Genomic DNA, 25591 nt, shown 5'->3' with positions numbered 1-25591 from the left:
CCGCTTACTCACTCTGGCTTACGCTTTGCCTCTTCTTGTGCTTCTTGCGATGCCAGAGCAGAATGAATACTCCGTTCAATTAATGTCACTCGTGGATCATCTTCAGGTAAAAGACGTAGCATCATCGACCAAGTGACAGCCGCCATTTTATAGTCTTCTGTTTCAAAATAACGAAACGCCAATAAGCCTAATGCTTCAAGATTACTATGATCTTTCCGAATGACTTCTTTTAACAGCATATCCCCTTTAGTTTTATCCGATGTATCTTCTGAAAACATCAGAATTCGTGCATAAGATAATTTATATTCAATGTTGTCAGGTTCAAGTTGATGCGCTCTAGCATAGCTATCGAGTGCTAATTGCCCTTTATTCGTATTCATCGCAATTTGCCCCAGTAACCACCAACTTTTCGCATCACTTGGCTGCTTTTGTAAATGCAAACGAAGTGCGGTAGAAAATTGCTGTAATTCTGACTCATTCAAAGGATGATGTTGTTCCTCTTTCAAGCGTTCGTGAAAGTGCGGTAATTTTTGGTAGGTTTTTTCCAACATAGCTTCAGCTTGCCATGCGCCAACACTTAAATAAGCACTCAGCGATAAAATACTTAATGCCAACAAACCCGACACAAACCAGATTTTGCCATAGGTTTTCTGTTCATTCTCATGTTGTTGTACCGATTCTGGAATATCTTCTAATAGCGTTTGTTGCAATTCCGTTTTGACTTGCGTGGCATTTTCTAATAAGCCCTGTGCTTCATCACGCTCAATCTCGGCTAAACGTTGAAAATATAACGCCTTGTTTAATTCATCACGTTTCACGGTCTGTCTTGTTAAAGACGAGTTCGTACTGGATTTAAGTAACGGATAAAAACAAATGAAGGCGATAAATAACGTGAATAACATCACACTTAACCAAAAACTCATTCTTTCTTCTCTTGTAATAAACGTTGTAAACGCTGTTTTTGTTCATCACTCAAACGAGGTTCACTCGCCTGCGCGGTCACGACTTGCTTAGTATGGCGACGAAATAAAAGCCGAAAACCCAAGATAACGAATAACGCGGGAATGACCCAAAGTGAGACCGTGGCAACGGTTAACGGGGGATCATAAGTCACAAAATGCCCATAGCGTTCAACCATAAAATTGACAACATCTTGTTTCGATTTGCCTTCTTGTAACAATTCCAAGACTTTATGCCGCATATCGACTGCAATCGTCGCATTCGAATCGGCAATATTATTGTTTTGACATTGTGGGCAACGTAATTCTTGTGTCAACGCATGATAATCTTTTTCTTGTTGCGTGGAAGAAAACTGCACTCCTTCAATCGCAGCAAGGCTCGAGAAACTCAAACATAACAAAAAAAGTGCGGTCAATTTTTTCATTATTTTCTCTCCACCAACTTTTGATAAATCGGCTGGATTTTCTCATCCCACACTTTCTGATTTAAATCCCCCGCATGACGATAATGAATGATACCTTGTCCGTCAATGACAAAGGTTTCTGGTGCGCCATAGACCCCTAAATCTAAACCATTTGAGCCTTTTTCATCTTTTAAAACAATCTGATAAGGATTACCCAGATCTTTTAGCCATTTTATCGCCTGTGCTGACTTATCCTTATAATCAATACCAATAATTGTCACACCTTGTTGTGCCAACTTATTTAAATATTGATGCTCGGCATAGCAGGTTGGGCACCACGTTGCCCAAACATTTAATAAAATCGGTTTACCTTGCTGAAAAATTTCAATGCCATATTGCTTCTCTTCAAACAAATCCTGTAATGTTCTCAGCGGAACAGGTTTACCAATTAAGGCTGATTCTAATGCTTTAGGATCATCACCTTGCGCGTTACGCAGGAGCTGAACAGCAAACGCAAAAACTAAAATTAAGAATAAAATTAAGGGAAAATACAATTTTTTGTTCATGCCTGCCCCTTAGTAAATAACTTCCCAAAACGATAACGACGATCAAACATACAGAGTAATCCACCTAATGCCATAAAGACACCACCGAACCAAATCCAGCGGATAAACGGCTTATAATATAAACGTAATGCCCAAGCATCTTGTCCTAAGTTTTCCCCCAATGCGACGTAAATATCACGCGTAAATCCCCAGTCAATCGCAGCTTCAGTCATGGTCATTTTACTCACCGTATAGAAACGTTTTTCGGCAAATAAGATGGCTTCTACTTGTCCATTACGACGAATATCGACTTGTGCTTTGCCCCCCAAATAATTCGGTCCATTTGCCTCTGTAATGCCTTGGAAAGTAAATTGATAATCCGCAATTTGTACGCTATCTCCCACATTCATACGTACATCACGCTCAATACTGTAGTTCTGACTAAAAGCAATCCCCCACACAGACATTGCCACACCTAAGTGTGCCAACACCATGCCCCAATGAGAACGAGAAAGTTTCGTTAATCCAGACCAAAAAGCTGAACGATGTGTGGCGCGTTGTTGCAACTCATACACACTTAACAACACGATAAATACCGCCATCATCGTGCCCAATACTGCACTCACCGTCAATTGATCCTGTAAGAGATAAGGCAAGGCGAAACCGGCGACTAACATAACAATTAAGCTCAGGATAACCGGTTTACGAATCGCTGAAAATTCATCACGACGCCATTTTATTAACGGTCCGACACCCAATAAAAGTGAGAAAGGCACCATGATGATTAAAAACATTTGATCAAAAAACGGCGCGCCGACTGAAATAGTACCCAACCCCAATTGTTTATGCACCAGTGGTAAGAGCGTACCAAGCAACACAACAGAAAGTGCACTCATTAAAAGAATATTATTGAGTAACAATGCAGTTTCACGCGAATAGCGTTCGGCATTTTCACGTGAGCGAATTTGGCTGCCTTTATACGCATACAGGACTAAGGATCCGCCAATGACCACAACGAGATACGCTAGAATATACAGTCCACGAGTAGGATCGGAGGCAAACGCATGCACGGAAACCAAAATACCCGAACGCACTAAGAATGTGCCAAGCAAGCAAAGGGAGAAAGCCAAAATCGCTAATAACACTGTCCAAGCTTTAAAAGAGCCACGTTTTTCTGTGACTGCTAATGAATGCAACAATGCAGTGCCGGCAATCCAAGGCATGAGTGAGGCATTTTCTACTGGGTCCCAGAACCACCAACCGCCCCAACCGAGTTCATAATACGCCCACCAAGAACCTAACACGATCCCTAAGGTTAAGAAAACCCAAGCTGCCATTGTCCAAGGACGTGACCATCTTGCCCAAGCGGTATCCAGTTTTCCGGTCATTAACGAGGCAATTGCAAAGGCAAAGGCGACCGAAAAACCAACATAACCCATATAAAGTAACGGAGGATGAAAAATCAACCCTACATCTTGTAATAAGGGATTGAGTTCTTTCCCATCAACCGGAAAATCAGGAAACGTGCGGTCAAATGGATTTGAAGTGAATAATACAAAAATCAGGAAACCAATACTAATGATCCCCATGATCCCCAATACACGAGCGACGGCTTCTTGAGGGAGTTGTTTGCTAAACCAAGCCACCGCAGCCCCCCATAACGTCAGCAACCAAATCCACAATAATAAAGACCCTTCGTGAGAGCCCCAAACCGCGGATAAACGGTAATGTAAAGGCAAATTCGTGTTTGAGTTATTGACGATGTATTGCACGGAAAAATCATTCACCGCAAACAAGTAAAACAACGCAACAAAAGCCACCGTTAAACTGATAAAGAGCCCATAAGTCATGGGGCGCGCTAACGACATCAGTTGTATATGATTTTTTTCTGCGCCCCACAAGGCAAAAATTGCCACTAGCATCGCGATGGCAAGACTTAACGCTAAAGCATAATTTCCTAATTCAGCGATCATTTTTGACCTTCTTGCATCGATGTTTTCTGGTAAGCTTTTTCTTGACGATCTCGCTCGCTTTCCCCTTTCAAATCAGCGACCCCCATAGGTTTATGTACTTTTTGCATTTGTGCATCTAATTCTGGTGGCACATAATTTTCATCATGTTTAGCTAATACTTCTGTAGCTTCCAGTAAAGTTGGTGTTTTTAATACGCCTTGTGCCACGATCCCTTGTCCTTCTCGGAATAAATCAGGCAGAATGCCTTCATATTCCACACTGATGGAAGGTCCAATATCATTGAGATCAAATTTGACTTTCAAGCTCTTTGGATCACGTTCTACTGTACCAGCCACAACCATGCCCCCCACACGAATACGTTGTCCTACGCTAGGTTTCTGAGTTGCGTCTTCATTCTTACCATACACCACTTCTGTTGGGGTATAAAATAAATCAATATTTTGGCGTAATGCATAGAGCACTAAGGCAGAAGCAATGGAAATCCCAAGTAATATAAATAAAATCACAGTCATTCTTGACTTACGTCTTGGAGTCATAGCGCACCTCTTGTTTTATTCTTTTGTAAACGTGCTTGGCGTTGCTGTTCACGCAGTACATCACGCAAAATCGCTTTTCTCTCCTTCACACTTTGTACAATTAATACAACAATCGCTAACAAGCTGATGCCATAGGCTAGCCACACATAAAAACCGTAGCCACCCATATTGAAAAAATCCTGCCAAGTTGCAAAAAACATATTAACTCTCCCCCAGCCTATTTGAGTTTTGTGGCTAATTCTTGTACCCAAGGACGCTTATGGTCTTCTTTCAGCAGCGCACTACGATAGCGGATTAGCGTCAACCAAACGTATAACATCATAAAACCAAAAATACAGAGAATCAGTGGAATTAACATGGGGGTCGCAATTGAAGGCTTCTCAAATTTCGTAATGCTCGCCCCTTGATGTAGGGTATTCCACCACTCTACTGAAAAATGAATGATCGGTAAATTAATCACCCCCACTAAACACAGGACACCTGCTGCTTTTGCGCCAATAGCACGATCTTGAAAGGCTGAATAAAGTGCCATCACCCCTAAATACAAGAAAAATAAAATCAATTCTGAGGTCAAACGGGCATCCCATACCCACCAAGTGCCCCACATTGGTTTACCCCACACAGCACCAGTAACCAAAGCTAAAAAAGTAAACAATGCACCAATCGGTGCCATCGCTATCATGGCTAAGTGCGCCTGTTTGATTTGCCACACTAACGCAATAAAAGCCGCAATCGCCATCGAACCATACACACCCATCGACCAAATTGCGGTGGGTACATGCACATACATGATCCGAAAACTATTGCCTTGTTGATAATCTGCTGGGGCAAATGCCAGTCCCCACACGACGCCCACGCCTAATAAAAGTGCGCTCAGTAACGCCGTTAAGGGTAAAAATTTACCGCACAAGTGATACTGTGTTTCTGATTTTGCATAAGGATGTAACCATTTCCACATAATGCCTTCCTTTTATTGATCTAAGCTAATTCGTAATGCAGCCGCAATAGCAAACGGCGATAATGTTACAGAGCCGGCTAAAATAGCGCCTAAAATGGCTAATTGCCCACTGTAAGGTAGGCTTAAACTGGCAGCTTCTAACACAGAAGCCGAAAAAATTAAAACGGGAATAAATAACGGCACAACTAATAAACTCAATAACACGCCGCCTTTACGTAATCCAACGGTCAACGCCACACCAATCGCGCCAAGGCAACTGAGCACAGGGGTGCCAATCAATAATGTCAGCACCAATGCCCACCAGATTTCAACCTCTAAAGAAAGTAACAGCGCCGCAATGGGTGATAATAAAATCAGTGGCAAGCCTGTCAGTAACCAATGCGCAATCACTTTAGCTAAGGCTGTTAATGCCAGAGGCTGAGCCGTTAACATTAATTGTTCTAAAGAACCATCAACAAAGTCATCTCGGAATAAACGTTCAAAAGACAACAACGCGGATAATAATGCCGCGACCCAAGCGATCCCCGGTGCAATACGCGCAAGTAATTTCGGATCGGGTCCAATCACTAAGGGAAATAAGGTGATCACTAGCAAAAAGAACCATAACGGATTTAAAATCTCCGCTTGCTTACGCATCGCAATTTGTAACTCTCTTTTGATAATGGCTAAAAATATCATGCTATTTGCTGCTCTTTCTGCAAGGAACTATTCCGTAAATTTATAATTTTCTAACCGCACTTTTTTCAATAATCGACTTTGTACATCTTGGTGGCTGGTAAAAATCACGATCCCCCCTTGCGTAGCATGCTGTTCAAATAAGGCGGTGAGCACTTGAACACCATGCTTATCAATCGCAGTAAACGGCTCATCCAAAATCCACAAAGGTGCTTTAGAAAGCCATAAACGTGCTAACGCAATACGCCGTTGCTGACCGGCGGAAAGTTGCGCGGCAGGAATATCTTCACGCCCCAAAAGTCCAACCGTTTCTAATACCTGCCATAACTTATCTTCACCGAGCTCACAGGCACTCATTTGTTGATAAAACTTCAAATTTTCCCACGCGGTTAATTCCGGTTTGATACCGGAATGATGACCTAAATACAACAAATCATACTGAAAGGTTTCGCGTTGCTTTTGGATCGGGATACCATTCCAAAATACCTCGCCTTCGCGTTGTTGCGCCAAGCCAATTAAAATGCGCAATAAGCTAGTTTTGCCAATGCCATTGTGCCCTTCGATTTGCACAAAATCGCCGCTGTTCCAGACAAAATTAAAGTCCGTAAACAAGACATTATCGCCTCGTTGACAAGCAAGCTTTTCGGTTTTTAATTGATAAGACATAGACATCATTTCAGGAATAAGCCAAGTTAATGGCTCGCATTCTATCATAAGGCATAACCGTGGCGTAGTGATTAGCCGGTTAAAATCCTACCTCTTTAGAGGTGGATTATAGGGTTTATTGATTTAGAACAAATCTTGTGATTTTTAACTAAAAAATGACCTATTTCTTTGATAGGTAAATCAAATAAAAGGAGAAAAAGCGAACGTTATTTCAGCGAGCGATAAGTCAAAAAGTAATAACACCCAATTGCCATGACACTACAAAATGCCATGGTAAATAACATGGGTGCTGCCGTTTTCATTTCCATTACAGCCACTAAAGAACCGACGAGGGAGGCAGTACCAAAACGGACGCTTCCCACCATTGAGTTTGCGGTACCGGCAATGGTCGGAAATTTTTCTAAAATTGATGCCATCGCATTCGAGGAGATCAAGGGATTTTGCCCGACAAAAATAGCACAACACAACGCCATTGGCCAAAAACCGAGGTCAAAAAGCGAAATGCACACCAAGGCAACCGCCGCAATAAACTGTACACTGAGCCCCAAACGTAACATCGTTTCTGCTCCCAGTTTTGTCACCCATTTGCGATTTAAAAAAGAACTGAAAATCATGACACCAATATTTAGCATGAAGAAATAGCCAAAATTTTCCACAGCGACACCGTATAATCCGATATATACAATCGACCCTGCGGTAATAAAAGCAAACAGTCCACCAAAACCAAACGCGGAGGAAAACATATAACCTAAAACTTCTTTTTGTTGCCATAAACTGAAAAAGTTTCGGCTAATAATCCGTAAGTGTAAGGGTTGTCGATTCCCTTTTTGGTGTGTTTCTGGCACAACAAAAAAGGTTAAGAGGCAACACAAGATCCCCATTACCGCAATGACATAGAAAATCGTATGCCAATGAAACCACAACACCAGATAACCACCAATAATAGGGGCTAAAAGTGGTGCGATCATAAATACCAACGTAATAGTTGACATGATTTTAGACAATTCATTTTTATGAAATAAATCACGCAAAATTGCCCCAACCAGCACAACGGGGGCTGCACCAAAGAAACCTTGTAAAAAGCGCAAAGTGGTAAAGTGCCCAATAGAATAAGTGGCAGTTAACATCAACGCAGCAATCGCACTGATACTCACACCGAGCAAAATAATCGGTTTGCGACCATAACTATCCCCAAAAGGTCCCCAAAACAATTGCCCCACCGCCATACCCAAGGCAAAAAGCGTTAAGGTGTGTTGAACTTGTTCAGGTGTAATCGACAAATCCTGAGCGATCAATAAGAATGCGGGTAAATACATATCCACGCCCAATGGTGGTAACATGGATAAAAGGGCTAATGTCATAATGAACAGCCCACTGACTGTACTGCGTTTATGTTGATTCAAATACTTATCCTTATTTATTAAATGTTGCAATTTCTTCGGCAGATAAAGAACGGTATTCTCCTTCTGCTAACCGATCATCGAGTTCAATCTGACCGATTTTCCAGCGGTGTAAGCCCACCACTTTATTCCCCAACGCCGCAAACATCCGTTTGACTTGATGATAACGTCCTTCACTAATCGTTAAATTCACATTGTAATCATCAAGAATTTCTAACGTTGCAGGCTTCGTTGGGGTTTTCTCACCACGCAATAGCATACCTTCTGCACAGGCTTGTTGATAATGGCTTTCCACAGGATCGGCAAGTGTCACCAGATAGGTTTTCTCACAATGGTGTTTTGGGGACGTAATACGATGTGACCATTTTCCATCATCAGTTAATAACACGAGCCCGGTCGTGTCCACATCTAATCGTCCAGCACTATGCAATTTACCTGCCAACGGATAATCAAAGAATTGATAAATCGTTGGATAATCCCCATCCTCATGAGAGCAAACATAGCCTTGCGGCTTGTATAACATCAAATATTGTCCTGCAGATACCCAAGGTAAATGCTCGCCTTCTAAACAAATTTCATCTGTTTGACTGACTTTTTGTGCACCATTTTTCTCAACGTGTCCATTTACCGTGACCGCACTTTGCTTTAAGACTTTATTCGCTTGTGAGCGGGTTAGTCCTGTATTTTCGGCTAAAAATTTATCTAATCGCATGCTAATTTACGTTGTCCTTCATTCATTAACTTACGCATTCTACTATGTTTCAGCACAAGAGGGGGAATTATTAAAAAATAAGCAAGTTGACGAGAAAAACAAAATCCCAATACTGTGTTTTAGGTCACGTTTTTTATTCTCAATTTATTTATAATGGTTTGTCTATTACGATAATTTATTTACTCACAAGAGGACTGTTTTATGGATGCACAATTACGTCAAGCTGCTCTCGATTTTCATGAATTTCCAACACCGGGAAAAATAGAAGTGACCCCGACCAAATCGCTGGCAACACAGCGTGATTTAGCGCTCGCCTATTCCCCCGGTGTTGCGGTCCCCTGTTTAGAAATCCAAGCGGATCCCGCTGCCTCTTATCGTTATACCTCCAGAGGCAATTTAGTTGCTGTGATTTCCAATGGTACGGCGGTTTTAGGTTTAGGCAACATTGGTGCATTAGCGGGAAAACCGGTAATGGAAGGGAAAGGGGTATTATTCAAAAAATTTGCCGGTGTCAACGTATTTGATATCGAAATTGACGAAAGAGATCCAGATAAATTAGTCGATATTATTGCTTCGTTAGAACCCACTTTTGGTGGCATTAACTTGGAAGATATTAAAGCCCCAGAATGTTTCTATATTGAACAAAAATTACGTGAGCGGATGAAAATTCCTGTTTTCCATGATGACCAACATGGTACCGCTATTATCAGTGCTGCTGCGATTTTGAATGGCTTACGTATCGTGAAAAAAGACATTGCCAAGGTTAAATTGATTGCCTCGGGCGCGGGTGCCGCATCGATTGCGTGTTTAAATTTATTGGTCAGTTTAGGTTTACCGCGTGAAAATATTATCGTCTGTGATTCAAAAGGGGTGATTTTCCATGGTCGCGATGAACGCATGGATGAAACTAAAAAATTATATGCAATTGAAGACAATGGTAAACGTACGTTAGCGGAAGTCATCAACGATGCGGATATTTTCTTAGGTTGCTCTGCGGCGGGAACATTAACCCAAGACATGGTAAAAACCATGGCGGCCAACCCGTTAATCCTTGCGTTAGCTAACCCTGATCCCGAAATTTTACCGCCTTTAGCGAAAGCCGTTCGTCCAGATGCAATTGTTTGCACGGGACGTTCTGATTATCCAAACCAAGTCAATAACGTACTCTGTTTCCCATTTATTTTCCGTGGGGCATTAGATGTGAGTGCAACAGCAATCAACGAAGAGATGAAACTCGCGGCAGTGCATGCCATTGCGGATCTTGCACTTGCTGAACAAAGTGAAGTGGTTACCTCAGCTTATGGCGAAACGGAATTATCTTTTGGTCCAGAATATTTAATTCCTAAGCCGTTTGATCCCCGTTTAATTGTCAAAATTGCCCCGGCGGTAGCCAAAGCAGCCATGGATTCGGGGGTCGCCACGCGTCCAATTAAAGATTTTGATGCTTACATTGAAAAACTCACGCAGTTTGTGTACAAAACAAACTTGTTCATGAAACCGGTGTTCGCTCAAGCGAAGCAAAATAAAAAACGTGTTTTACTCACCGATGGTGAAGAATCTCGTGTTTTACATGCTGTGCAAGAAATCGCAACATTAGGTATTGCAACCCCAATTTTATTGGGTCGTCCAAGTGTCATCGCACAAAAAATTAAACAGCTTGGTTTACACATTCAAGAAGGGCGTGATTTTGAATTAGTGGACATCGAAAACAACCCTTATTTTGAGGAATGTTATAAAACTTACCACAACTTGCTTAAACGCAAAGGCATTACGCCAGCCGGTGCGCAACGTAAAATGCTACATAATCCGACTGTGATTGGTGCAACCTTACTCCAACTCGGTAAAGCCGATGCCATGTTATGTGGTTTAGTCGGTCCTTATGCTTCGCATTTAAGCAATATTAAAGAAGTGATTGGTGTCCAACCTTGTGTCCCAACGCCCGCGACAGTAAATGGGCTCGTGTTGCCAACAGGTAACTTATTCATTACAGATACCTTTGTTAACCACAACCCAACCGCACAAGAATTAGCTGAGATCACCATTATGGCAGCCAATGAAGTAAGCCGTTTCGGTATTGAACCTAAAGTTGCCTTAGTCTCCCATTCTAATTTTGGCACCTTTGATGATCCAAGTGCGGTCAAAATGCGCGAAGTTTTACGCTTAGTGAAAGAAAAAGCACCAGACTTGATCATTGATGGCGAAATGCACTGTGATGTCGCTTTAAATGAGAAATTGCGTCAGGACATCATGCCAGACAGTCCATTAAAAGGTGCGGCAAACTTATTGGTGATGCCAAATATGGAAGCTGCACGGATCAGTTTGAACCTATTACAGGGCACTGCCACCCCAATTACAGTCGGACCAATTTTAATGGGGATGAATAAACCTGTTCATATTCTCACCTCCGCGTCTTCTGTACGCCGGATCATTAATATGGTCGCGATTGCGGCAGCTAATGTTGAACCCACTTGCAAGTAGTGGATAGCAAAATCAGGGCAGAGGTAAAAATCTGCCCTGAGATTTTTGGTGTTAACTGCAGAGAAATAATGATCTTAATCAAGTTTCCTGTTAAAATCTTGTTACTTTTTGGCAATAATGCCCCCTTACTTTCACTCAATAAAGGAAATAATTATGGCTTATACACTACCAGAATTAGGCTATGCCTACGATGCATTAGAACCCCATTTTGATGCAATGACGATGGAAATTCACCATTCAAAACATCATCAAGCCTATGTCAACAATGCCAATGCTGCATTGGAAAATTTACCAGAATTAGCACAAGGTTGCCCAGGTCAATTATTAACTAAGTTAGCAGAGGTGCCTGCTGATAAATTGACAGCTATCCGCAATAATGTGGGTGGTCACTTAAACCACTCGCTATTTTGGAAAAGCCTGAAAAAAGGTACCACGTTACAAGGCGCACTAAAAGATGCCATCGTGCGTGACTTTGGCTCTGTGGAAGCCTTCCAAGCAGAATTTGAAAAAGCGGCAGCAACCCGTTTCGGTTCAGGTTGGGCATGGTTAGTCTTACAAGAAAACGGTAAATTAGCGGTCGTATCCACCGCGAACCAAGATTCACCTGTAATGGGTAAAGCTATTGCGGGTTGTGAAGGTTACCCACTATTAGGTTTAGACGTTTGGGAACACGCTTACTACTTGAAATTCCAAAACCGCCGTCCAGACTACATTAAAGAATTCTGGCACGTAGTAAACTGGGATTTCGTGGCAGAACGCTTCGAGAAAAAAGTTGAACATTGCAACTGCACAAAATAATCTCTCAATCCCCTCAATCGAGGGGATTTTTCTTTCTTCCTCCCTTTTCTCTCCCTCACTGTACTTTTTTTCAAATTTATGAGAGAGATCACAATCTATACAAAGAAATCACTAGAGCTAGCACGTAACTTTCTCTAGAATGGATTCCCCCTAATGTATTTATATTTCCAAGAAAGGAGTAATTATGGATAGAAGACGTTTTCTACAATTAGGCGCATGCAGTATTTTAACGTTTACTGCATCGAAATATGTTTTTGCTACCCCACAAAATTCAGCCTCATTGCGCATTATTGCCACCACGGACTTACATAGTTTCTTAACTGACTTTGATTACTATAAAGACGCACCAACAGAGAAATTTGGTTTTACACGCGCCGCCTCTTTAATTCGCCAAGCTCGCAAAGAAGTCAAAAACTCGGTATTAGTAGATAATGGTGATTTAATTCAAGGTAACCCAATTGCCGACTATCAAGCGGCAAAAGGGTATAAAGAAGGTAAAATGAACCCTGCTATTGAAGTGCTTAATGCCATGAAATATGACGTAGGCACCCTAGGTAACCATGAATTCAATTATGGCTTAAAATATTTAGATGATGCTATTGCCGAAGCCAACTTCCCGATCATCAATGCCAATGTAGTCAAAGCCGATTCTGGTGAACCACGCTATCAACCTTATGTGATTCAAGAGAAAGGGGTCAGAGATGCTAATGGTCACTTACAAATGATCAAAATTGGCTATATCGGTTTCGTCCCACCACAAGTGATGGTATGGGATAAAGCCCATTTAGAGGGACATGTTTTAGCCCATGATATTAAAAAAACGGCTGAAAAATATGTGCCAGAATTAAAGGCAAAAGGCGCGGATATCATCATCGCTCTTGCGCACACTGGACCATCCGATGAGCCATATAAAGAAGGGGCAGAAAACTCGGCGTTCTATCTTGCCGATGTCAAAGGCATTGATGCCGTTATTTTTGGTCACTCACACCGCTTATTCCCAAATAAAGAATTTGCCAAATCCCCAAATGTGGACATTGAGAAAGGGACAGTCAAAGGCGTCCCAGAAAGTATGGCGGGCTATTGGGGGAACAATATCAGCGTAGTCGATTTAGAATTAGCACGACATGATGATAAATGGGTTGTTGTGAATGGAAAAGCCGAACTGCGTCCAATTTATGACAACGAGAAAAAAATGGCGATTGCACAACCTGACGATGAGATGAACGCCTTACTTGCGCCTGTTCATGATGCAACGCGTCAATTTGTTTCACAACCGATTGGTCGAGCCGTCGATAATATGTTCAGCTATCTTGCGCTAGTACAAGATGACCCAACAGTACAGATCGTTAACCAAGCGCAACGTGCTTATGCGGAAAATGTGGTGAAAAATTTACCTGAGTTGGCGGGCTTGCCTGTACTCAGTGCGGGCGCCCCATTTAAAGCGGGTGGACGCAAAAATGATCCAACGGGTTATACCGAAGTCGATAAAGGAGAATTAACCTTCCGCAATGCAGCTGACTTATACTTGTATCCAAACACCTTAGTGATTGTCAAAGTCAGCGGTGCAGAATTAAAAGAATGGTTGGAGTGTAGTGCGGGGATGTTCAAACAAATTGACCCAAGCAATGAACAACCACAAAGCTTATTAGACTGGACAGGCTTCCGTACTTACAACTTCGATGTGATTGATGGCGTACAATATCAATTCGACATCACGAAGCCAGCGCGTTATGATGGCGATTGTAAATTAATCAACGCGCAATCTGAACGTGTGATTAATTTGACCTACCAAGGTAAACCAGTGGATCCAAAAGCAGAGTTCTTAATTGCAACCAATAACTACCGTGCTTATAGTGCGAAATTCCCAGGCACTGGCGATAGCCATATTGTATTTGCTGCCCCTGATGAAAACCGTCAAATTTTGGCAAATTATATTTCATCTGAAAGCAAAACCCATGGTCACGTCAATCCAAGTGCAGATAAAAATTGGCGTATTGCCCCGATCACAAGCAAAGTGAAATTGGATATCCGTTTTGAAACCTCACCAAATGAAAAAGCAAAACAATTTATCCAAGAAAGCGCGCAATATCCAATGGTTCAAGTCGGAACTGATGAAGTGGGATTCGCGATATATCAAGTGGATTTAAGTCAATAATCACGCTTTCATCCGATAATAAAAAAGCAAAGTGCAGTGAAGTACTTTGCTTTTTTTGTCTAGTCTCAGGTTTATCTCCATCCGCAAAAGTGCGGTCAGTTTTCCCTAAAAGTTATAACCACCGTCGCACTTTCTGTTTATAGTCTAAATAGGCATCGCCAAACAATTTTTCTAACTGCCGCTCTTCTGGCTTGATCTGAAATTGTGTGATACAAAACACAAAAACTACTAAAAAAAGCACCGCACTTAAACTCGCAAGCCATAATCCCCAAGCTAGCAATAGTAACGCTAAACTTAAGTACATCGGATTGCGGCTAAATTGATAAATACCACTCACGACTAAAGCACTGCTTTTCTCTAGCCGAATGGGATCCACAGTGGTTTTAGCTTGCCAAAATTGCCATAAACTGCCTGAACCGATAATCCCACTCATCAAAATAAACAGCCCAACTAGCCACGTATGACGAGCAAATTGATAAATCGGGGGAAGGCACCACATCACAGCCGCACAAGCAAGAAAAATCACGGGAGGTGGAATGCGGATTGTCATCATAAACTCCTAATTTATCGTGGTTTGTTTCAGCCAATATCGTACTACTTGTTTTATCAAAAAAGGGCGGATTGGGCAATGCCACCCGACACGAACATAATCAGCATTTTCATCAACACAAACAGCTTATTTACCCTAAATATGCCTTGAGTTAACAAAAAAGAGAAAGAAAAAAGGCTTGGAAAATACCTTCCAAGCCTTTCAAGTAAATTTATAAATTATTCAACCGCACTTGTAACCACTGTGCTTCTAATGGTGAGGCATTATTTAACGCTTGTTGATAACTGGCTTTTGCCGCCACCTTATCCCCTTTGGCTAATAAAATATCACCAATCAGTAAGTTTTTACGACTATCCCAACTGCTTTCTTTCACCTGTTTCAAGCTGTCTAATGCCATGTCAAAGGCTTGTTGTTGGTATTGTACTGATGCTAAACGTAATGCTGTAATCGAGGATAAGTTTTCATCTGTTGACTGCGCTAGGGCTTGTTTTAAGGATTGCTCTGCTTGGGCAAACTCCTTTTTTTCCACTTCAACTTTTGCCTTTTCTAACAAGGCTAAAACCGCATAACTGGTTTTGCTGTTCGCTTGTACAAACTGCTCAATTTGCGCACTCTTGCTAGCAAAATCTGCTGTACTATACAGTGCCTGTTCATACTGAGCTGAAGTTTGTTGAATTTTATTTAACTGATGACTTTGCCAGTAATTCCAACCGAACACACCACCAAATGCAATAATGACCGAGGCGATTAAAGTTTTATAATTTTCCTTCCACCATGTTTTAATCTCATTTAGCTCTTGTTCTTCTTCCGCAGTATAAGCCATTTTCCTCTTCCTTCTCGATTAAAAATTGTTCTTAATGTAATCAACAATATCATCTAATGCAAGTGTTTGTTGCTCGGCTCCACCAAGTAAGTGTTTAACCACAACTTGTTGATTTTGCACTTCACTTTCACCAATCACTAACGCCAATGCCGCACCACTTTTATCTGCGCGTTTAAATTGTTTTTTGAAGTTACCACCACTGCAGTGGGTCATCACACGTAATTGTGGCAATTCAGTACGGAGAGTTTCAGCTAACTGAAATGCCGCTAATGTTGTCCCATCGCCTTGGTAAACCACATAAATATCAACCGCACTTGGCAAGCGGATACTTTGATTCACTTCTTGCACCAATAACACTAAGCGTTCTAGCCCCATCGCAAAGCCTACACCTGTCGTCGCATGACCACCTAATTGCTCAACAAGACCGTCGTAGCGACCACCACCACAAACAGTGCCCTGTGCTCCTAACGCAGAAGTCACCCACTCAAAAACAGTTTTGTTGTAATAATCTAAACCGCGCACCAGTTTTGGATTCACTTCATATTGAATCCCCACCGCATCCAGTAAAGCACAAAGTTGGGCAAAGTGTTCACGGCTATCATCATCTAAATACGCTAACAGTTTCGGCGCATCATTTAGCACCTCTTGTAACGCTTGATTTTTTGTATCCAAAATACGCAGTGGATTTTTCTCTAAACGTTCTTTTTCTTCTTCACTTAATAAATCAACATGTTGCTGTAAAAAAGCGACTAAAGCAGAACGATAGTTCTTACGTGCCTCTAATGAACCAATTGAATTCAGTTGCAAGGTGACATGCTCAGCAATGCCCAATTCTTTCCATAAACGTGCCGTAAGCATAATTAACTCAGCATCAATTTCCGGATTAGGAATACCGAATACTTCAACACCTGCTTGGTGGAACTGGCGATAGCGTCCTTTTTGTGGACGTTCGTGACGGAACATCGGTCCCATATACCATAAACGTTGTTCTTGGTTATAAATCCAACCGTGTTCAATCGCTGCACGTACACAACCTGCTGTCCCTTCTGGACGCAAAGTTAATTGCTCATCGTTATCCCAAAAAGTGTACATTTCTTTGGATACTACATCGGTTACTTCACCGATCGCACGAGCAAATAATGGCGTACTTTCGACAATTGGCATACGCACTTCAGAATAACCATAATTTTGTAAAACTGACTGCACTTTTCCTTCGACCCATTGCCATAATGGGCTTTCCGTTGGGGAACAATCATTCATACCACGAATTGCTTGAATTGTTTTTGCCACAATACTATCCTATTTTTTCTTTTGTTATTTTAAATAATTCGATTTTTGGGATCTTGCGCCGCCACTTTGGCACGAATTTTGGCTTCTAATTGATTGATTAGATCATCATTATCAAAGCGTTCTTTTTGGCGTTCCCCATCTAAATAATAACCGCTTTTCTTATTACCACCCGTGACACCTAAATCAGAGACGAGTGCTTCACCCGGTCCGTTAACGACACAGCCGATAATCGACACATCCATGGGTGTAATAATATCTTCTAAGCGTTGCTCAAGGGCGTTAACCGTGCCAATCACATCAAACTCTTGACGTGAACAAGTTGGGCAAGCGATAAAGTTAATGCCACGAGAGCGGATCCGTAATGATTTGAGAATATCAAAGCCCACTTTGATTTCTTCAACAGGATCGGCCGCAAGCGAAATGCGTAATGTATCGCCAATGCCTTCCGCCAAAAGCATGCCCAACCCCACTGCACTTTTTACTGCCCCAGCACGAAAACCGCCGGCTTCGGTGATGCCTAAATGCAAGGGTTGTTTGATGGCTTTTGCCAATAAACGATAGGATTCGACCGCTAAAAACACATCAGATGCCTTCACACTGACCTTAAACTGGTCGAAATTAAGGCGATCTAGAATTTCTACATGACGTAACGCTGATTCCAATAACGCTTCGGGCGTCGGTTCACCGTATTTTTCTTGTAGATCTTTTTCCAAAGATCCGGCATTCACCCCGATACGGATCGGAATATTATTATCTCTGGCGCAATCGACAACTGCACGGATACGATCTTCACGACCAATATTACCCGGGTTGATTCGCAAGCAGTCCACTCCGTACTCCGCCACTTTTAACGCAATACGATAATCAAAATGAATATCCGCTACTAAAGGCACATTCACTTGCTGCTTGATGAGCTTAAATGCCTCAGCTGCATCCATTGTCGGGACTGAAACACGAACAATATCCGCACCAACACGTTCCAGCGCTTTAATTTGCGCCACAGTGGCTTCTACATCAGTTGTTCTAGTATTGGTCATGGATTGCACTGCAATAGGTGCATCCCCACCAATCGGCACGTTCCCCACATAGATTTTGGTTGATTCTCTACGCTTAATCGTTGGTTTGGCTAACATAATTGTTTGCTACCTTATCAGCCACATTACTGTGGTAATTTAAATCGAGCGACACGACCATCTACTTTTAGCGGATAGTCCTCGCCTTTATATGTGATCTTAACATTTGCTGGCGCACCTATAATCAGTGAATAAGTCACACCTTCATTAAACGTCAACACATCACCTTGTTTATATTCTTTTTGTGCAAGAATCTTTCCACTCTCATTTTGCACACTAATCCAACAACCACCGGTGACTTCAATGTGCAATTCATGAGAAGGGGTCACCACCGTCTCATGTGAAAGAAGATTTTTCTCGCTTTTTTCATCTAATTTTTCCATTTCCGCTTTTAACACATCCGCAGACGTGATCGGCTGGTCACTTACTGGGCTGATCGTCACAGGAAGATCAGTAGAAGAGGTGGTTTGTGTCGTCGGTATCACTACACTTGAGGCACTGAGCACTGTCGCATTTTGTGTGGTATCCGTCAATGCAGTAGAACTCGCTATTGGCGTGCTTTGTACGACGCTACTTTGCGGTGTTGTATCAACGTAATGCTGTACTAAACTCTCGCGCTCGGCATTAGACTGAGTATAGTTTTCCCACCACCACAGACCCGTCATCCCCGCCACAATGAGAACAACAAGTAAACTTAACCAACCAATCCAGTGGTTATGCGAGGAATAATGGTTAACCGCTCTGGTTGCACGTGCATTTTTACCTAGATCATTCTTATGATCTTCACCAAAACTTGCATGTACCCATACGGATTCAGGTAATTTGAGAAATTTAGCGTAACTGCGAACATAACCTCTCATAAAAGTGGCTGGAATTGACTTTTGAGCCAATTGATTCGTTTCAATCAACTGTAAAATAGAGGGTCTAAGAGAGATTTTTTTAGAAACATCTTCAATGGAAAGGTTAAGCGCCTCGCGTGCTTGGCGGAATTGTTCGCCGAGAGTGAGTACTTTTTCCTCAATATTATTTGTCGCAGTATTCATTTCACACCATCTATTTACACAAAATCCAAAGGGTAAAGTTTAAAGTTGTACAGGGGCTTTTGCAATAGCTATTCGCTAGATAAGCTATGTGAAAAAGTGTTTTTCTGTCTTTTTATCCTGAGTTACTCAATATGTGGCGGAAATTTTTTTGCTCTATTGGGATCAAACTGCGTTAAATATTGCAAATTTTGTTGATAACGGACAGCATCTTTGGCAAAAGACGCACACCAAACTAAATTTTCATAAGTATCGGCGTGTTGATAATAATGTGGGGCATTTAATGCTTGAGAAAATTGTTTGTAAGCTTGTTCAAACTCACCTTGTTGGCATAAAAAGGTACCATAATTATTTAATACATCGCCTTGATTTTTATCTAATTTTATCGCCTTTTCATAAGCGTGACGGGCTAAATCAAGATGACCTTGTTTTTGGTAGAGATACGCTAAGACCGCATGAGATAAATAGTAATTTGGGGCATGGGATAAAGCTTTATCAAAATTTTGCTTTGCTCGCGCAAAATCATGCTGAGATAAATAGCCTAAACCTAATTCAATTCTGGCTTTTGCCGCCTCATGTGAATCAAACGTATTGTTACCTTCTTGACTCACACAAGCACAAAGCAAAAGAGAAAAAATGCTCGCGATCCCAAATCGAAAAGTGCGGTTCATTTTTTCTCCTTTTTACGTCCTCAGCCATCATGACTGTCTTAATGATTTCTCACTGCAATTTCTTGACCAAATTGCTTTTTCTGTGCAGTACGTTTTGTTCGGTCAATTACATCACCGGCTAATTGCCCACAGGCGGCATCAATATCATCGCCACGGGTTTTACGTACAATCACGGTGAACCCATATTCCATCAAGGTTTTTTGGAAACGATCAATACGCGAATTTGAGCTTTTCGCATAAGGTGCTTCTGGGAACGGATTCCAAGGGATCAAATTGATCTTACATGGTGTATTTTTTAACACCTGTGCTAACTGATGTGCGTGCTCCACACCATCATTAACATGATCTAACATTACATATTCAATAGTCACTTTACCGTGATTCGCATTCGACACGCTTAAATAACGGTTTACCGAATCCATCAACATTTTGATGTTATATTTTTTATTGATTGGCACAATTTCATCACGCAGTTCATCATTCGGTGCATGTAACGAAATCGCCAACGCCACATCAATCATTTCACTTAATTTATCTAACGCAGGTACCACACCTGAAGTGGATAACGTCACTCGACGTTTTGATAAACCATACGCAAAATCATCTAACATGATTTCCATCGCAGGCACCACATTTGCCACGTTTAACAGTGGCTCACCCATGCCCATCATCACCACGTTGGTGATCGGACGCACACCGGTTACCCCAAAATTACCAATGATTTTTGAGGCGCGCCAAACTTGACCAATAATTTCAGACACCGTCAAGTTACGGTTAAACCCTTGTTGTGCAGTCGAACAGAACGTACAAGCCAACGCACAACCTACTTGTGAAGAGACACATAAGGTAGCGCGATCTGCCTCTGGAATATACACGGTTTCCACTTGCTGATCGCCCACTTGCATTGCCCATTTAATGGTACCGTCAGCAGAACGTTGCTCCACCGCGACTTCAGGGGCTTTAATTTCAGCTACTTGTTTTAATTTATCTCTTAACTTCTTGTTAATATTGGTCATATTGTCGAAGTTATCTTCGCCAAAATGATAAATCCATTTCACTAACTGATCGGCACGAAACGGCTTTTCGCCCAATTCTTTAAAGAACTCACGCATTTGCTGGCGAGTTAAATTCATTAAGTTAATTTTTTTTGCTGGATCAGTTGATAATTCAACCGTGTTGACTGTATTTGATGCTTTTTCAGCACAGGTTTGTTGTTCTAACATAACGCCTCGTTGTTACACATTGCGGCCTAGATAATCGCCTTTAAAAAATGAGTTGCGATTGTACAGAGTTAGTGCGCATTAATCTAGCAATTTCGCCAAACTCTGTAAAAAAACACCGCACTTTTTGCGATCTTGATCGAGAAAGAAAAAAGTGCGGTGTGTTTTTTTATAACCTGTTGCTATTTTTGATCCGCGGCTTTCGCAATTGCTTGGATTTCCGCTTCAATTTCTGCCTTCGCATCTGCAATGACGCCAGCGATGGCTTCATTTTTCGCTTCTTCTTTGGCCGTGGCAATGGCTTCGGCGATTTGCTCCGCGTTTTCTTCCCACTCAGCCTGTTCTTTGATGCGTTCTGCGGCTTCTTGTTTGGCGTCGATGATTTCGCGGTTAATGTCTTTCACATCGCCTAACAAAATCGCATATTTAACCGTTTCTGGACTGGCTTCAAGGGCAATTTTTAGCACCATCGTCAGTGGCACAGACAGCAACATCCCAACTGTACCCAGTAGCCATCCCCAAAATAATAAGGATAAGAAAACGACAAGTGTCGATAAGCCTAAGGTGCGCCCCATCATTTTCGGTTCAATGATATTACCCACAATCATATTCACCGCACCTACACCAATCGCTACCCCAAGACCTGTTGGAAAACCATTTAATAGTAAGGCTTGCACTACAATTGGCACGGCGGCAATAATCGAACCAATATTGGGAATATAGTTAAGCAGAAAACTCAAAGTTGCCCATAAAATAGCATATTGCACATCAGTTAATTCAAGCAGAATATAAACGCAGACACCGGTTAATAAACTGGTCAGCGTTTTCACGCCAAGATAACTAATTACCCCTTGTAAAATCCGATTGATATAATGTTCTTCACGGTGAACATCACGTACATCAGAACTAAATACGAGCGCCAATTTATGTTTCGCAAACGGCGCTTCACTCAGCATAAAAATCACCACAAGGAACAGAACAAATACGTTGGTGACGACGCCGGAAAAGCTTAGTAATGTACTACTCACCAAATTCATGATCACACTCGGATCCATATATTCCATCGTTCGCTCAGTGGACAAATCCAAGGGAATATTCCACTTCTTCGCCAATAATACTAAAGCATTAATCCGTTCTGATAATAAAAGACGATATTGTGGGATCGATTGGGTAAACTCTCGCGCAGTGCTATTGATCAAACTTAACACCGAGAAAAACACCACTAAAATCATCAACAGTAATAAGGTAATGGCAAGCCAGTGCGGGACTTTACGGCTAGTCATAAAGCGGATGATCGGCGAGCAAATGATAGCAATAAAAAGCGATAATAAAAACGGTACCGCAATTTCGCTTGCGACTTTGACGCCAGCCAAAATGATCACAATGGCGGCTAAAGCGACCAACACTTTTAAAATAGGCGATTCAACTTTGAGCATTTAGATTGCGTCCTCGTTTTCTTCCCCAGTACGGATTCGGATGACACGTTCAACGTCATACACAAAAATCTTGCCGTCACCAATTTTCCCAGTTTGTGCGGTTTCCATAATGGCTTCAATACATTGATCCACTTGCTCATCAGTCACGACAATTTCCATTTTGACTTTCGGCAAAAAATCCACCATATATTCGGCACCACGATAAAGTTCAGTATGTCCTTTTTGACGTCCAAATCCACGCACTTCTGTAACCGTCATCCCGGTAATACCCACATCAGATAAACTTTCACGTACGTCATCTAATTTGAAAGGTTTAATGATTGCTTCAATCTTTTTCATAAATTTTTCCTTTTTTGACCGCACTTTTATCTCCGCTAACTCGTCTAACGACGGGCGGATTTAGGGCGAAAACTTTCAATCACGTCGGGATGGGTATCAATATAAATCCCGTCAATCAGTTGTAAACAATAGGGCACCGCACTAAAAATCCCTTTCACAATAACCTGACCGTTTTCATCTTTCACCCCTTCTAGCGTTTCTTTAATCGCTTTAGGTTGCCCCGGCAGATTGAGGATTAAACTGTTTTTGCGAATGACGCCCACCTGACGCGATAAAATCGCCGTTGGGACGAAATGCAAACTGACTTGGCGCATTTGTTCACCAAATCCCGGCATTTCACGATCTGCCACCGCGAGAGTCGCATCAGGTGTGACATCGCGTTTTGCCGGTCCAGTTCCGCCTGTGGTTAACACCAAGTGGCAATGGTAATCATCAACGAGTTCACATAAGGTTTGTTCGATGCGATCTTGCTCATCAGGAATTAAGCGAGTTTCTATCTCAAAGGGCTCACATAATGCCTTTTCTAACCAAGCTTGTAATTCAGGAATCCCTTGATCAGCATACACGCCTTGTGAAGCACGATCAGAGACTGAAACTAAACCAATTTTTAAAACTGCGGTCATTTTTTCCTCTATTTTTTATTGCCAACTAAACCCAATAATATCTCACCACATGGAAGAAGATAGGTGCCGCAAAGCATAAACTGTCCATGCGATCTAACATGCCACCATGACCACTGATCATATTGCCCCAATCTTTCACGCCCATACTACGTTTAATTGCCGACATCACTAATCCGCCTAAAAAGCCCATTAAACAAATCAGTAAGCTCATCAGAAAAGCTTGTAACGGACTAAACGGGGTTAACCAATACAGTAAACCACCAAGAATTGAGGCACTTAGGATCCCACCGGCAAACCCTTCCACTGTTTTAGAAGGTGATAATGTCGGCGCAATTTTATGTTTTCCGAATAATTTGCCCCACACATATTGCAACACATCACTTGATTGCACGACTAAAATTAAGAAAATCATTAACAATAAATTCTTATTCTCAAAACCCACAATATCCAAGGTTAAGATAGCGGGAATATGGGAAATACAAAATACTGAAATCATAATTGCCCACTGAACTTTCGTGGAACGATCTAGGAAATGTGAGGCATCACCTAGCAAGGCAGACAAAATCGGTAAAAATAAGAAGGCATACACCGGAATAAAGATCGTAAACATGCTAAACCAGTCGATTGCCACAAAATAATATTGTACGGGGAGAATGACATAAAAACAGGCAGCTAACGCAAGATGATCACCACGACGGATATAAATTAATGATAAAAATTCGCGTAATGCCATAAAAGAAATGATAAAAAATAACGCAATCACCGCGTAAAAACCAATAAATGCCGCGGCAAAAATAATCAAAATCATGACCCACCACGCATTAATACGGGCATTTAAATTATCAATCACAGCGTGAGGTGTAGAAAAACCCACTTTCCATTTTAATGTATAACCGATGGCGGAAGCGAGAATTAGGGTGAACATTAAGCCCCAGAAGAGTGTCCAGATTTCCATCTTATTCTCCTTGATATTTTGGATTTAAACGTAATAAGGCGTTTTGCGCACGAGCAAGAAAATCGGCTTTTTCTTCCCCTTGTTGGTAACTTAACGGTTCACCTAAATACAGATCGCAAAGTAGTGGAATCGGTAAAATAAACCCTTTCGGTAACACATTATGCATATTACTAATCCAAACAGGGACCAATTCTAGCGTTGGGTTTTGTTTTGCTAAATGAAATAACCCACTTTTAAAAGGTTGTAAGGCAAGATCATCATCAGTTTTACGCGTGCCTTCTGGGAAAATAATTAATGAACTGTCTTTTAGTGCGTCGCTAATTTGATTAGTTGCCACCTTAGGATCATCACTACCACGTTCAATCAAGAGCATATTAAAGACCTTTTTCGCTAAAAAACGGCGGACTTTGCCTTTTAGCCAATAATCTGCACCCGCGACAGGGCGGGTATTTTGGCGTACTTCATAGGGTAAAGACACCCAAAGTAATATAAAATCCCCGTGACTATTATGATTGGCATAATACAGTCGATTTTTTCCTGTAGATTGTTGCGTAACGTTCTTTTGTGGGCGAACACCCGTAATAAAGGAAGTAAAACGACATAAAAGAAAATCAATCAGTTTGGCGAGCATAAAATTCTCCTTATTCAGAGGATGAGATATCCGTGCTTGGTTTTTCAGTGCTATGTTCCACTTGGTTAGGTAACTCAGCTAACCCCGCACGCACACGCTTAATACAGGTCAAAATCAATAATAACACCACGAGCCATGCTACCCAATACAACCATTCCGGCAAAGGAGCGTAGAAGGTATAAGCCAGCCCTAATACACCAAATAAAAACGCACGATCACTTTTTCCCAGTGGACCATCATAACGACGAGTTTGACCTTGTACTTGCCCTAAGATGCCACATAATTCCGTCAACGCAGCAAGCCAAATAATCAACCCAATCAGTAGTGGATCAAACGGAAAAATGCAAGCAAAAGGTAAATATAATGCGGCATCAGAAACTACATCAGTAATTTCATTTAAATACCCCCCTAAGCGTGATTTTTGATGAAACTCACGTGCGAGCATGCCATCAATCGCATTTAACGCCATACGAATAAACAGCCAAATAGGGATCAAAATAAATAACCAATGTACTTCAGCCAGTGCTGTGAGAAAGAGCCCTAGCACAATGGAAATCGCACACGCCAATAGGGTCACTTGGTTCGCTGTTATCCCACGTTGCGCCAGTTTGACAACCGTTGGGCGTAATAGATTCTGAAATTTAGGTTTTAAATCATAAATACTCATGCGCACGCTCCTAC

General features: G+C 41.7%; 27 protein-coding genes. 3 read left to right on the top strand and 24 right to left on the bottom strand.

Going from position 1 to position 25591, the window contains the following annotated elements:
• Positions 1–8 precede the first annotated feature (8 nt).
• From ccmI to rsuA, 11 genes are all read right to left on the bottom strand, one after another.
• Positions 9–923: a c-type cytochrome biogenesis protein CcmI gene (gene ccmI / locus KPF51_RS01080; protein WP_005722254.1), complete on the bottom strand. Its 915-nt coding sequence runs from the start codon at positions 921–923 to the stop codon at positions 9–11.
• Positions 920–1384 carry a cytochrome c-type biogenesis protein CcmH gene (locus KPF51_RS01075; RefSeq protein WP_005722251.1) on the bottom strand — a complete coding sequence of 155 codons (465 nt, stop codon included), beginning with the start codon at positions 1382–1384 and terminating at the stop codon, positions 920–922. Before KPF51_RS01075 ends, ccmI begins: the two co-directional genes overlap by 4 nt.
• A complete protein-coding gene (locus KPF51_RS01070) occupies positions 1384–1929 on the bottom strand; it encodes a DsbE family thiol:disulfide interchange protein (RefSeq protein WP_005722249.1) in 546 nt (181 codons plus the stop codon). Before KPF51_RS01070 ends, KPF51_RS01075 begins: the two co-directional genes overlap by 1 nt.
• A complete protein-coding gene (locus KPF51_RS01065) occupies positions 1926–3881 on the bottom strand; it encodes a heme lyase CcmF/NrfE family subunit (RefSeq protein WP_005753265.1) in 1956 nt (651 codons plus the stop codon). The genes KPF51_RS01070 and KPF51_RS01065 overlap by 4 nt, the downstream gene beginning before the upstream one ends.
• On the bottom strand, positions 3878–4417 hold the full coding sequence (gene ccmE, locus KPF51_RS01060; protein WP_042742604.1) for a cytochrome c maturation protein CcmE: 540 nt from the start codon (positions 4415–4417) through the stop codon (positions 3878–3880). Before ccmE ends, KPF51_RS01065 begins: the two co-directional genes overlap by 4 nt.
• Positions 4414–4617 carry a heme exporter protein CcmD gene (ccmD, locus tag KPF51_RS01055; protein ID WP_005721265.1) on the bottom strand — a complete coding sequence of 68 codons (204 nt, stop codon included), beginning with the start codon at positions 4615–4617 and terminating at the stop codon, positions 4414–4416. Before ccmD ends, ccmE begins: the two co-directional genes overlap by 4 nt.
• 17 nt (positions 4618–4634) lie before the next feature.
• Entirely contained in the window at positions 4635–5375 is a 741-nt protein-coding gene (locus KPF51_RS01050) for a heme ABC transporter permease (RefSeq protein WP_005722243.1), read from the bottom strand.
• Between the two features lie 12 nt (positions 5376–5387).
• Positions 5388–6053 (bottom strand): heme exporter protein CcmB, encoded by a 666-nt coding sequence (gene ccmB / locus KPF51_RS01045; protein ID WP_005722240.1) that lies wholly within the window; start codon positions 6051–6053, stop codon positions 5388–5390.
• Positions 6054–6080: 27 nt separating this feature from the next.
• A complete protein-coding gene (gene ccmA, locus KPF51_RS01040) occupies positions 6081–6722 on the bottom strand; it encodes a cytochrome c biogenesis heme-transporting ATPase CcmA (RefSeq protein WP_005722238.1) in 642 nt (213 codons plus the stop codon).
• 200 nt (positions 6723–6922) lie between these two features.
• Positions 6923–8119 (bottom strand): Bcr/CflA family multidrug efflux MFS transporter, encoded by a 1197-nt coding sequence (locus KPF51_RS01035; protein WP_005722237.1) that lies wholly within the window; start codon positions 8117–8119, stop codon positions 6923–6925.
• Positions 8120–8129: 10 nt separating this feature from the next.
• A complete protein-coding gene (gene rsuA, locus KPF51_RS01030; RefSeq protein WP_005722236.1) occupies positions 8130–8828 on the bottom strand; it encodes a 16S rRNA pseudouridine(516) synthase RsuA in 699 nt (232 codons plus the stop codon).
• A 201-nt stretch (positions 8829–9029) separates the two neighbouring features.
• Between rsuA and KPF51_RS01025 the strand changes: the two genes are divergently transcribed.
• The 3 genes from KPF51_RS01025 (at position 9030) to cpdB (ending at position 14259) form a co-directional block, all read left to right on the top strand.
• Positions 9030–11306, top strand: coding sequence for an NADP-dependent malic enzyme (locus KPF51_RS01025; protein ID WP_005722235.1), 2277 nt, complete (start codon positions 9030–9032; stop codon positions 11304–11306).
• A gap of 153 nt (positions 11307–11459) precedes the next feature.
• Positions 11460–12104 carry a superoxide dismutase [Mn] gene (sodA, locus tag KPF51_RS01020; RefSeq protein ID WP_005750998.1) on the top strand — a complete coding sequence of 215 codons (645 nt, stop codon included), beginning with the start codon at positions 11460–11462 and terminating at the stop codon, positions 12102–12104.
• 181 nt (positions 12105–12285) lie between these two features.
• Positions 12286–14259 carry a 2',3'-cyclic-nucleotide 2'-phosphodiesterase gene (cpdB, locus tag KPF51_RS01015; protein WP_130561975.1) on the top strand — a complete coding sequence of 658 codons (1974 nt, stop codon included), beginning with the start codon at positions 12286–12288 and terminating at the stop codon, positions 14257–14259.
• A gap of 112 nt (positions 14260–14371) precedes the next feature.
• Here the strand turns inward: cpdB and KPF51_RS01010 are convergent, their stop codons facing one another.
• The 13 genes from KPF51_RS01010 to KPF51_RS00950 all read right to left on the bottom strand — a co-directional run bounded on the left by KPF51_RS01010 (position 14372) and on the right by KPF51_RS00950 (position 25577).
• Positions 14372–14809, bottom strand: coding sequence for an isoprenylcysteine carboxylmethyltransferase family protein (locus KPF51_RS01010; protein ID WP_005725139.1), 438 nt, complete (start codon positions 14807–14809; stop codon positions 14372–14374).
• A gap of 211 nt (positions 14810–15020) precedes the next feature.
• On the bottom strand, positions 15021–15632 hold the full coding sequence (locus tag KPF51_RS01005) for a YfgM family protein (RefSeq protein ID WP_005725137.1): 612 nt from the start codon (positions 15630–15632) through the stop codon (positions 15021–15023).
• A gap of 18 nt (positions 15633–15650) precedes the next feature.
• Positions 15651–16922 (bottom strand): histidine--tRNA ligase, encoded by a 1272-nt coding sequence (gene hisS / locus KPF51_RS01000; RefSeq protein ID WP_061406242.1) that lies wholly within the window; start codon positions 16920–16922, stop codon positions 15651–15653.
• A 29-nt stretch (positions 16923–16951) separates the two neighbouring features.
• Positions 16952–18055, bottom strand: a complete 1104-nt coding sequence (ispG, locus tag KPF51_RS00995; protein ID WP_005719572.1) for a flavodoxin-dependent (E)-4-hydroxy-3-methylbut-2-enyl-diphosphate synthase — start codon at positions 18053–18055, stop codon at positions 16952–16954.
• A gap of 26 nt (positions 18056–18081) precedes the next feature.
• The gene (locus KPF51_RS00990; protein ID WP_005725132.1) at positions 18082–19038 is read right to left on the bottom strand and encodes a RodZ family helix-turn-helix domain-containing protein; all 957 of its coding nucleotides are present in this window, start codon (positions 19036–19038) and stop codon (positions 18082–18084) included.
• 122 nt (positions 19039–19160) lie between these two features.
• The gene (pilW, locus tag KPF51_RS00985; protein ID WP_061406243.1) at positions 19161–19706 is read right to left on the bottom strand and encodes a type IV pilus biogenesis/stability protein PilW; all 546 of its coding nucleotides are present in this window, start codon (positions 19704–19706) and stop codon (positions 19161–19163) included.
• Between the two features lie 38 nt (positions 19707–19744).
• Positions 19745–20929, bottom strand: a complete 1185-nt coding sequence (locus KPF51_RS00980; RefSeq protein ID WP_061406244.1) for a bifunctional tRNA (adenosine(37)-C2)-methyltransferase TrmG/ribosomal RNA large subunit methyltransferase RlmN — start codon at positions 20927–20929, stop codon at positions 19745–19747.
• A gap of 179 nt (positions 20930–21108) precedes the next feature.
• A complete protein-coding gene (locus KPF51_RS00975) occupies positions 21109–22362 on the bottom strand; it encodes an AI-2E family transporter (RefSeq protein ID WP_005755688.1) in 1254 nt (417 codons plus the stop codon).
• Positions 22363–22701 carry a nitrogen regulatory protein P-II gene (gene glnB, locus KPF51_RS00970; protein WP_005725112.1) on the bottom strand — a complete coding sequence of 113 codons (339 nt, stop codon included), beginning with the start codon at positions 22699–22701 and terminating at the stop codon, positions 22363–22365.
• A gap of 44 nt (positions 22702–22745) precedes the next feature.
• Complete coding sequence (mog, locus tag KPF51_RS00965; RefSeq protein ID WP_005725110.1) at positions 22746–23324, bottom strand: molybdopterin adenylyltransferase; 579 nt, start codon at positions 23322–23324, stop codon at positions 22746–22748.
• 25 nt (positions 23325–23349) lie between these two features.
• Positions 23350–24279, bottom strand: a complete 930-nt coding sequence (locus KPF51_RS00960; RefSeq protein WP_005725108.1) for a phosphatidate cytidylyltransferase — start codon at positions 24277–24279, stop codon at positions 23350–23352.
• Position 24280: 1 nt separating this feature from the next.
• Positions 24281–24910 (bottom strand): 1-acyl-sn-glycerol-3-phosphate acyltransferase, encoded by a 630-nt coding sequence (locus KPF51_RS00955; RefSeq protein ID WP_005725105.1) that lies wholly within the window; start codon positions 24908–24910, stop codon positions 24281–24283.
• A 10-nt stretch (positions 24911–24920) separates the two neighbouring features.
• A complete protein-coding gene (locus KPF51_RS00950; RefSeq protein ID WP_005725103.1) occupies positions 24921–25577 on the bottom strand; it encodes a CDP-alcohol phosphatidyltransferase family protein in 657 nt (218 codons plus the stop codon).
• Positions 25578–25591: the final 14 nt, after the last annotated feature.

The organism is Pasteurella sp. XG20 (genome assembly GCF_018968665.1).
GTDB lineage: Bacteria > Pseudomonadota > Gammaproteobacteria > Enterobacterales > Pasteurellaceae > Pasteurella > Pasteurella multocida.
Note: the sequence above shows the minus strand (reverse complement) of the source record. Positions and strands in the feature narration are given on the sequence as shown.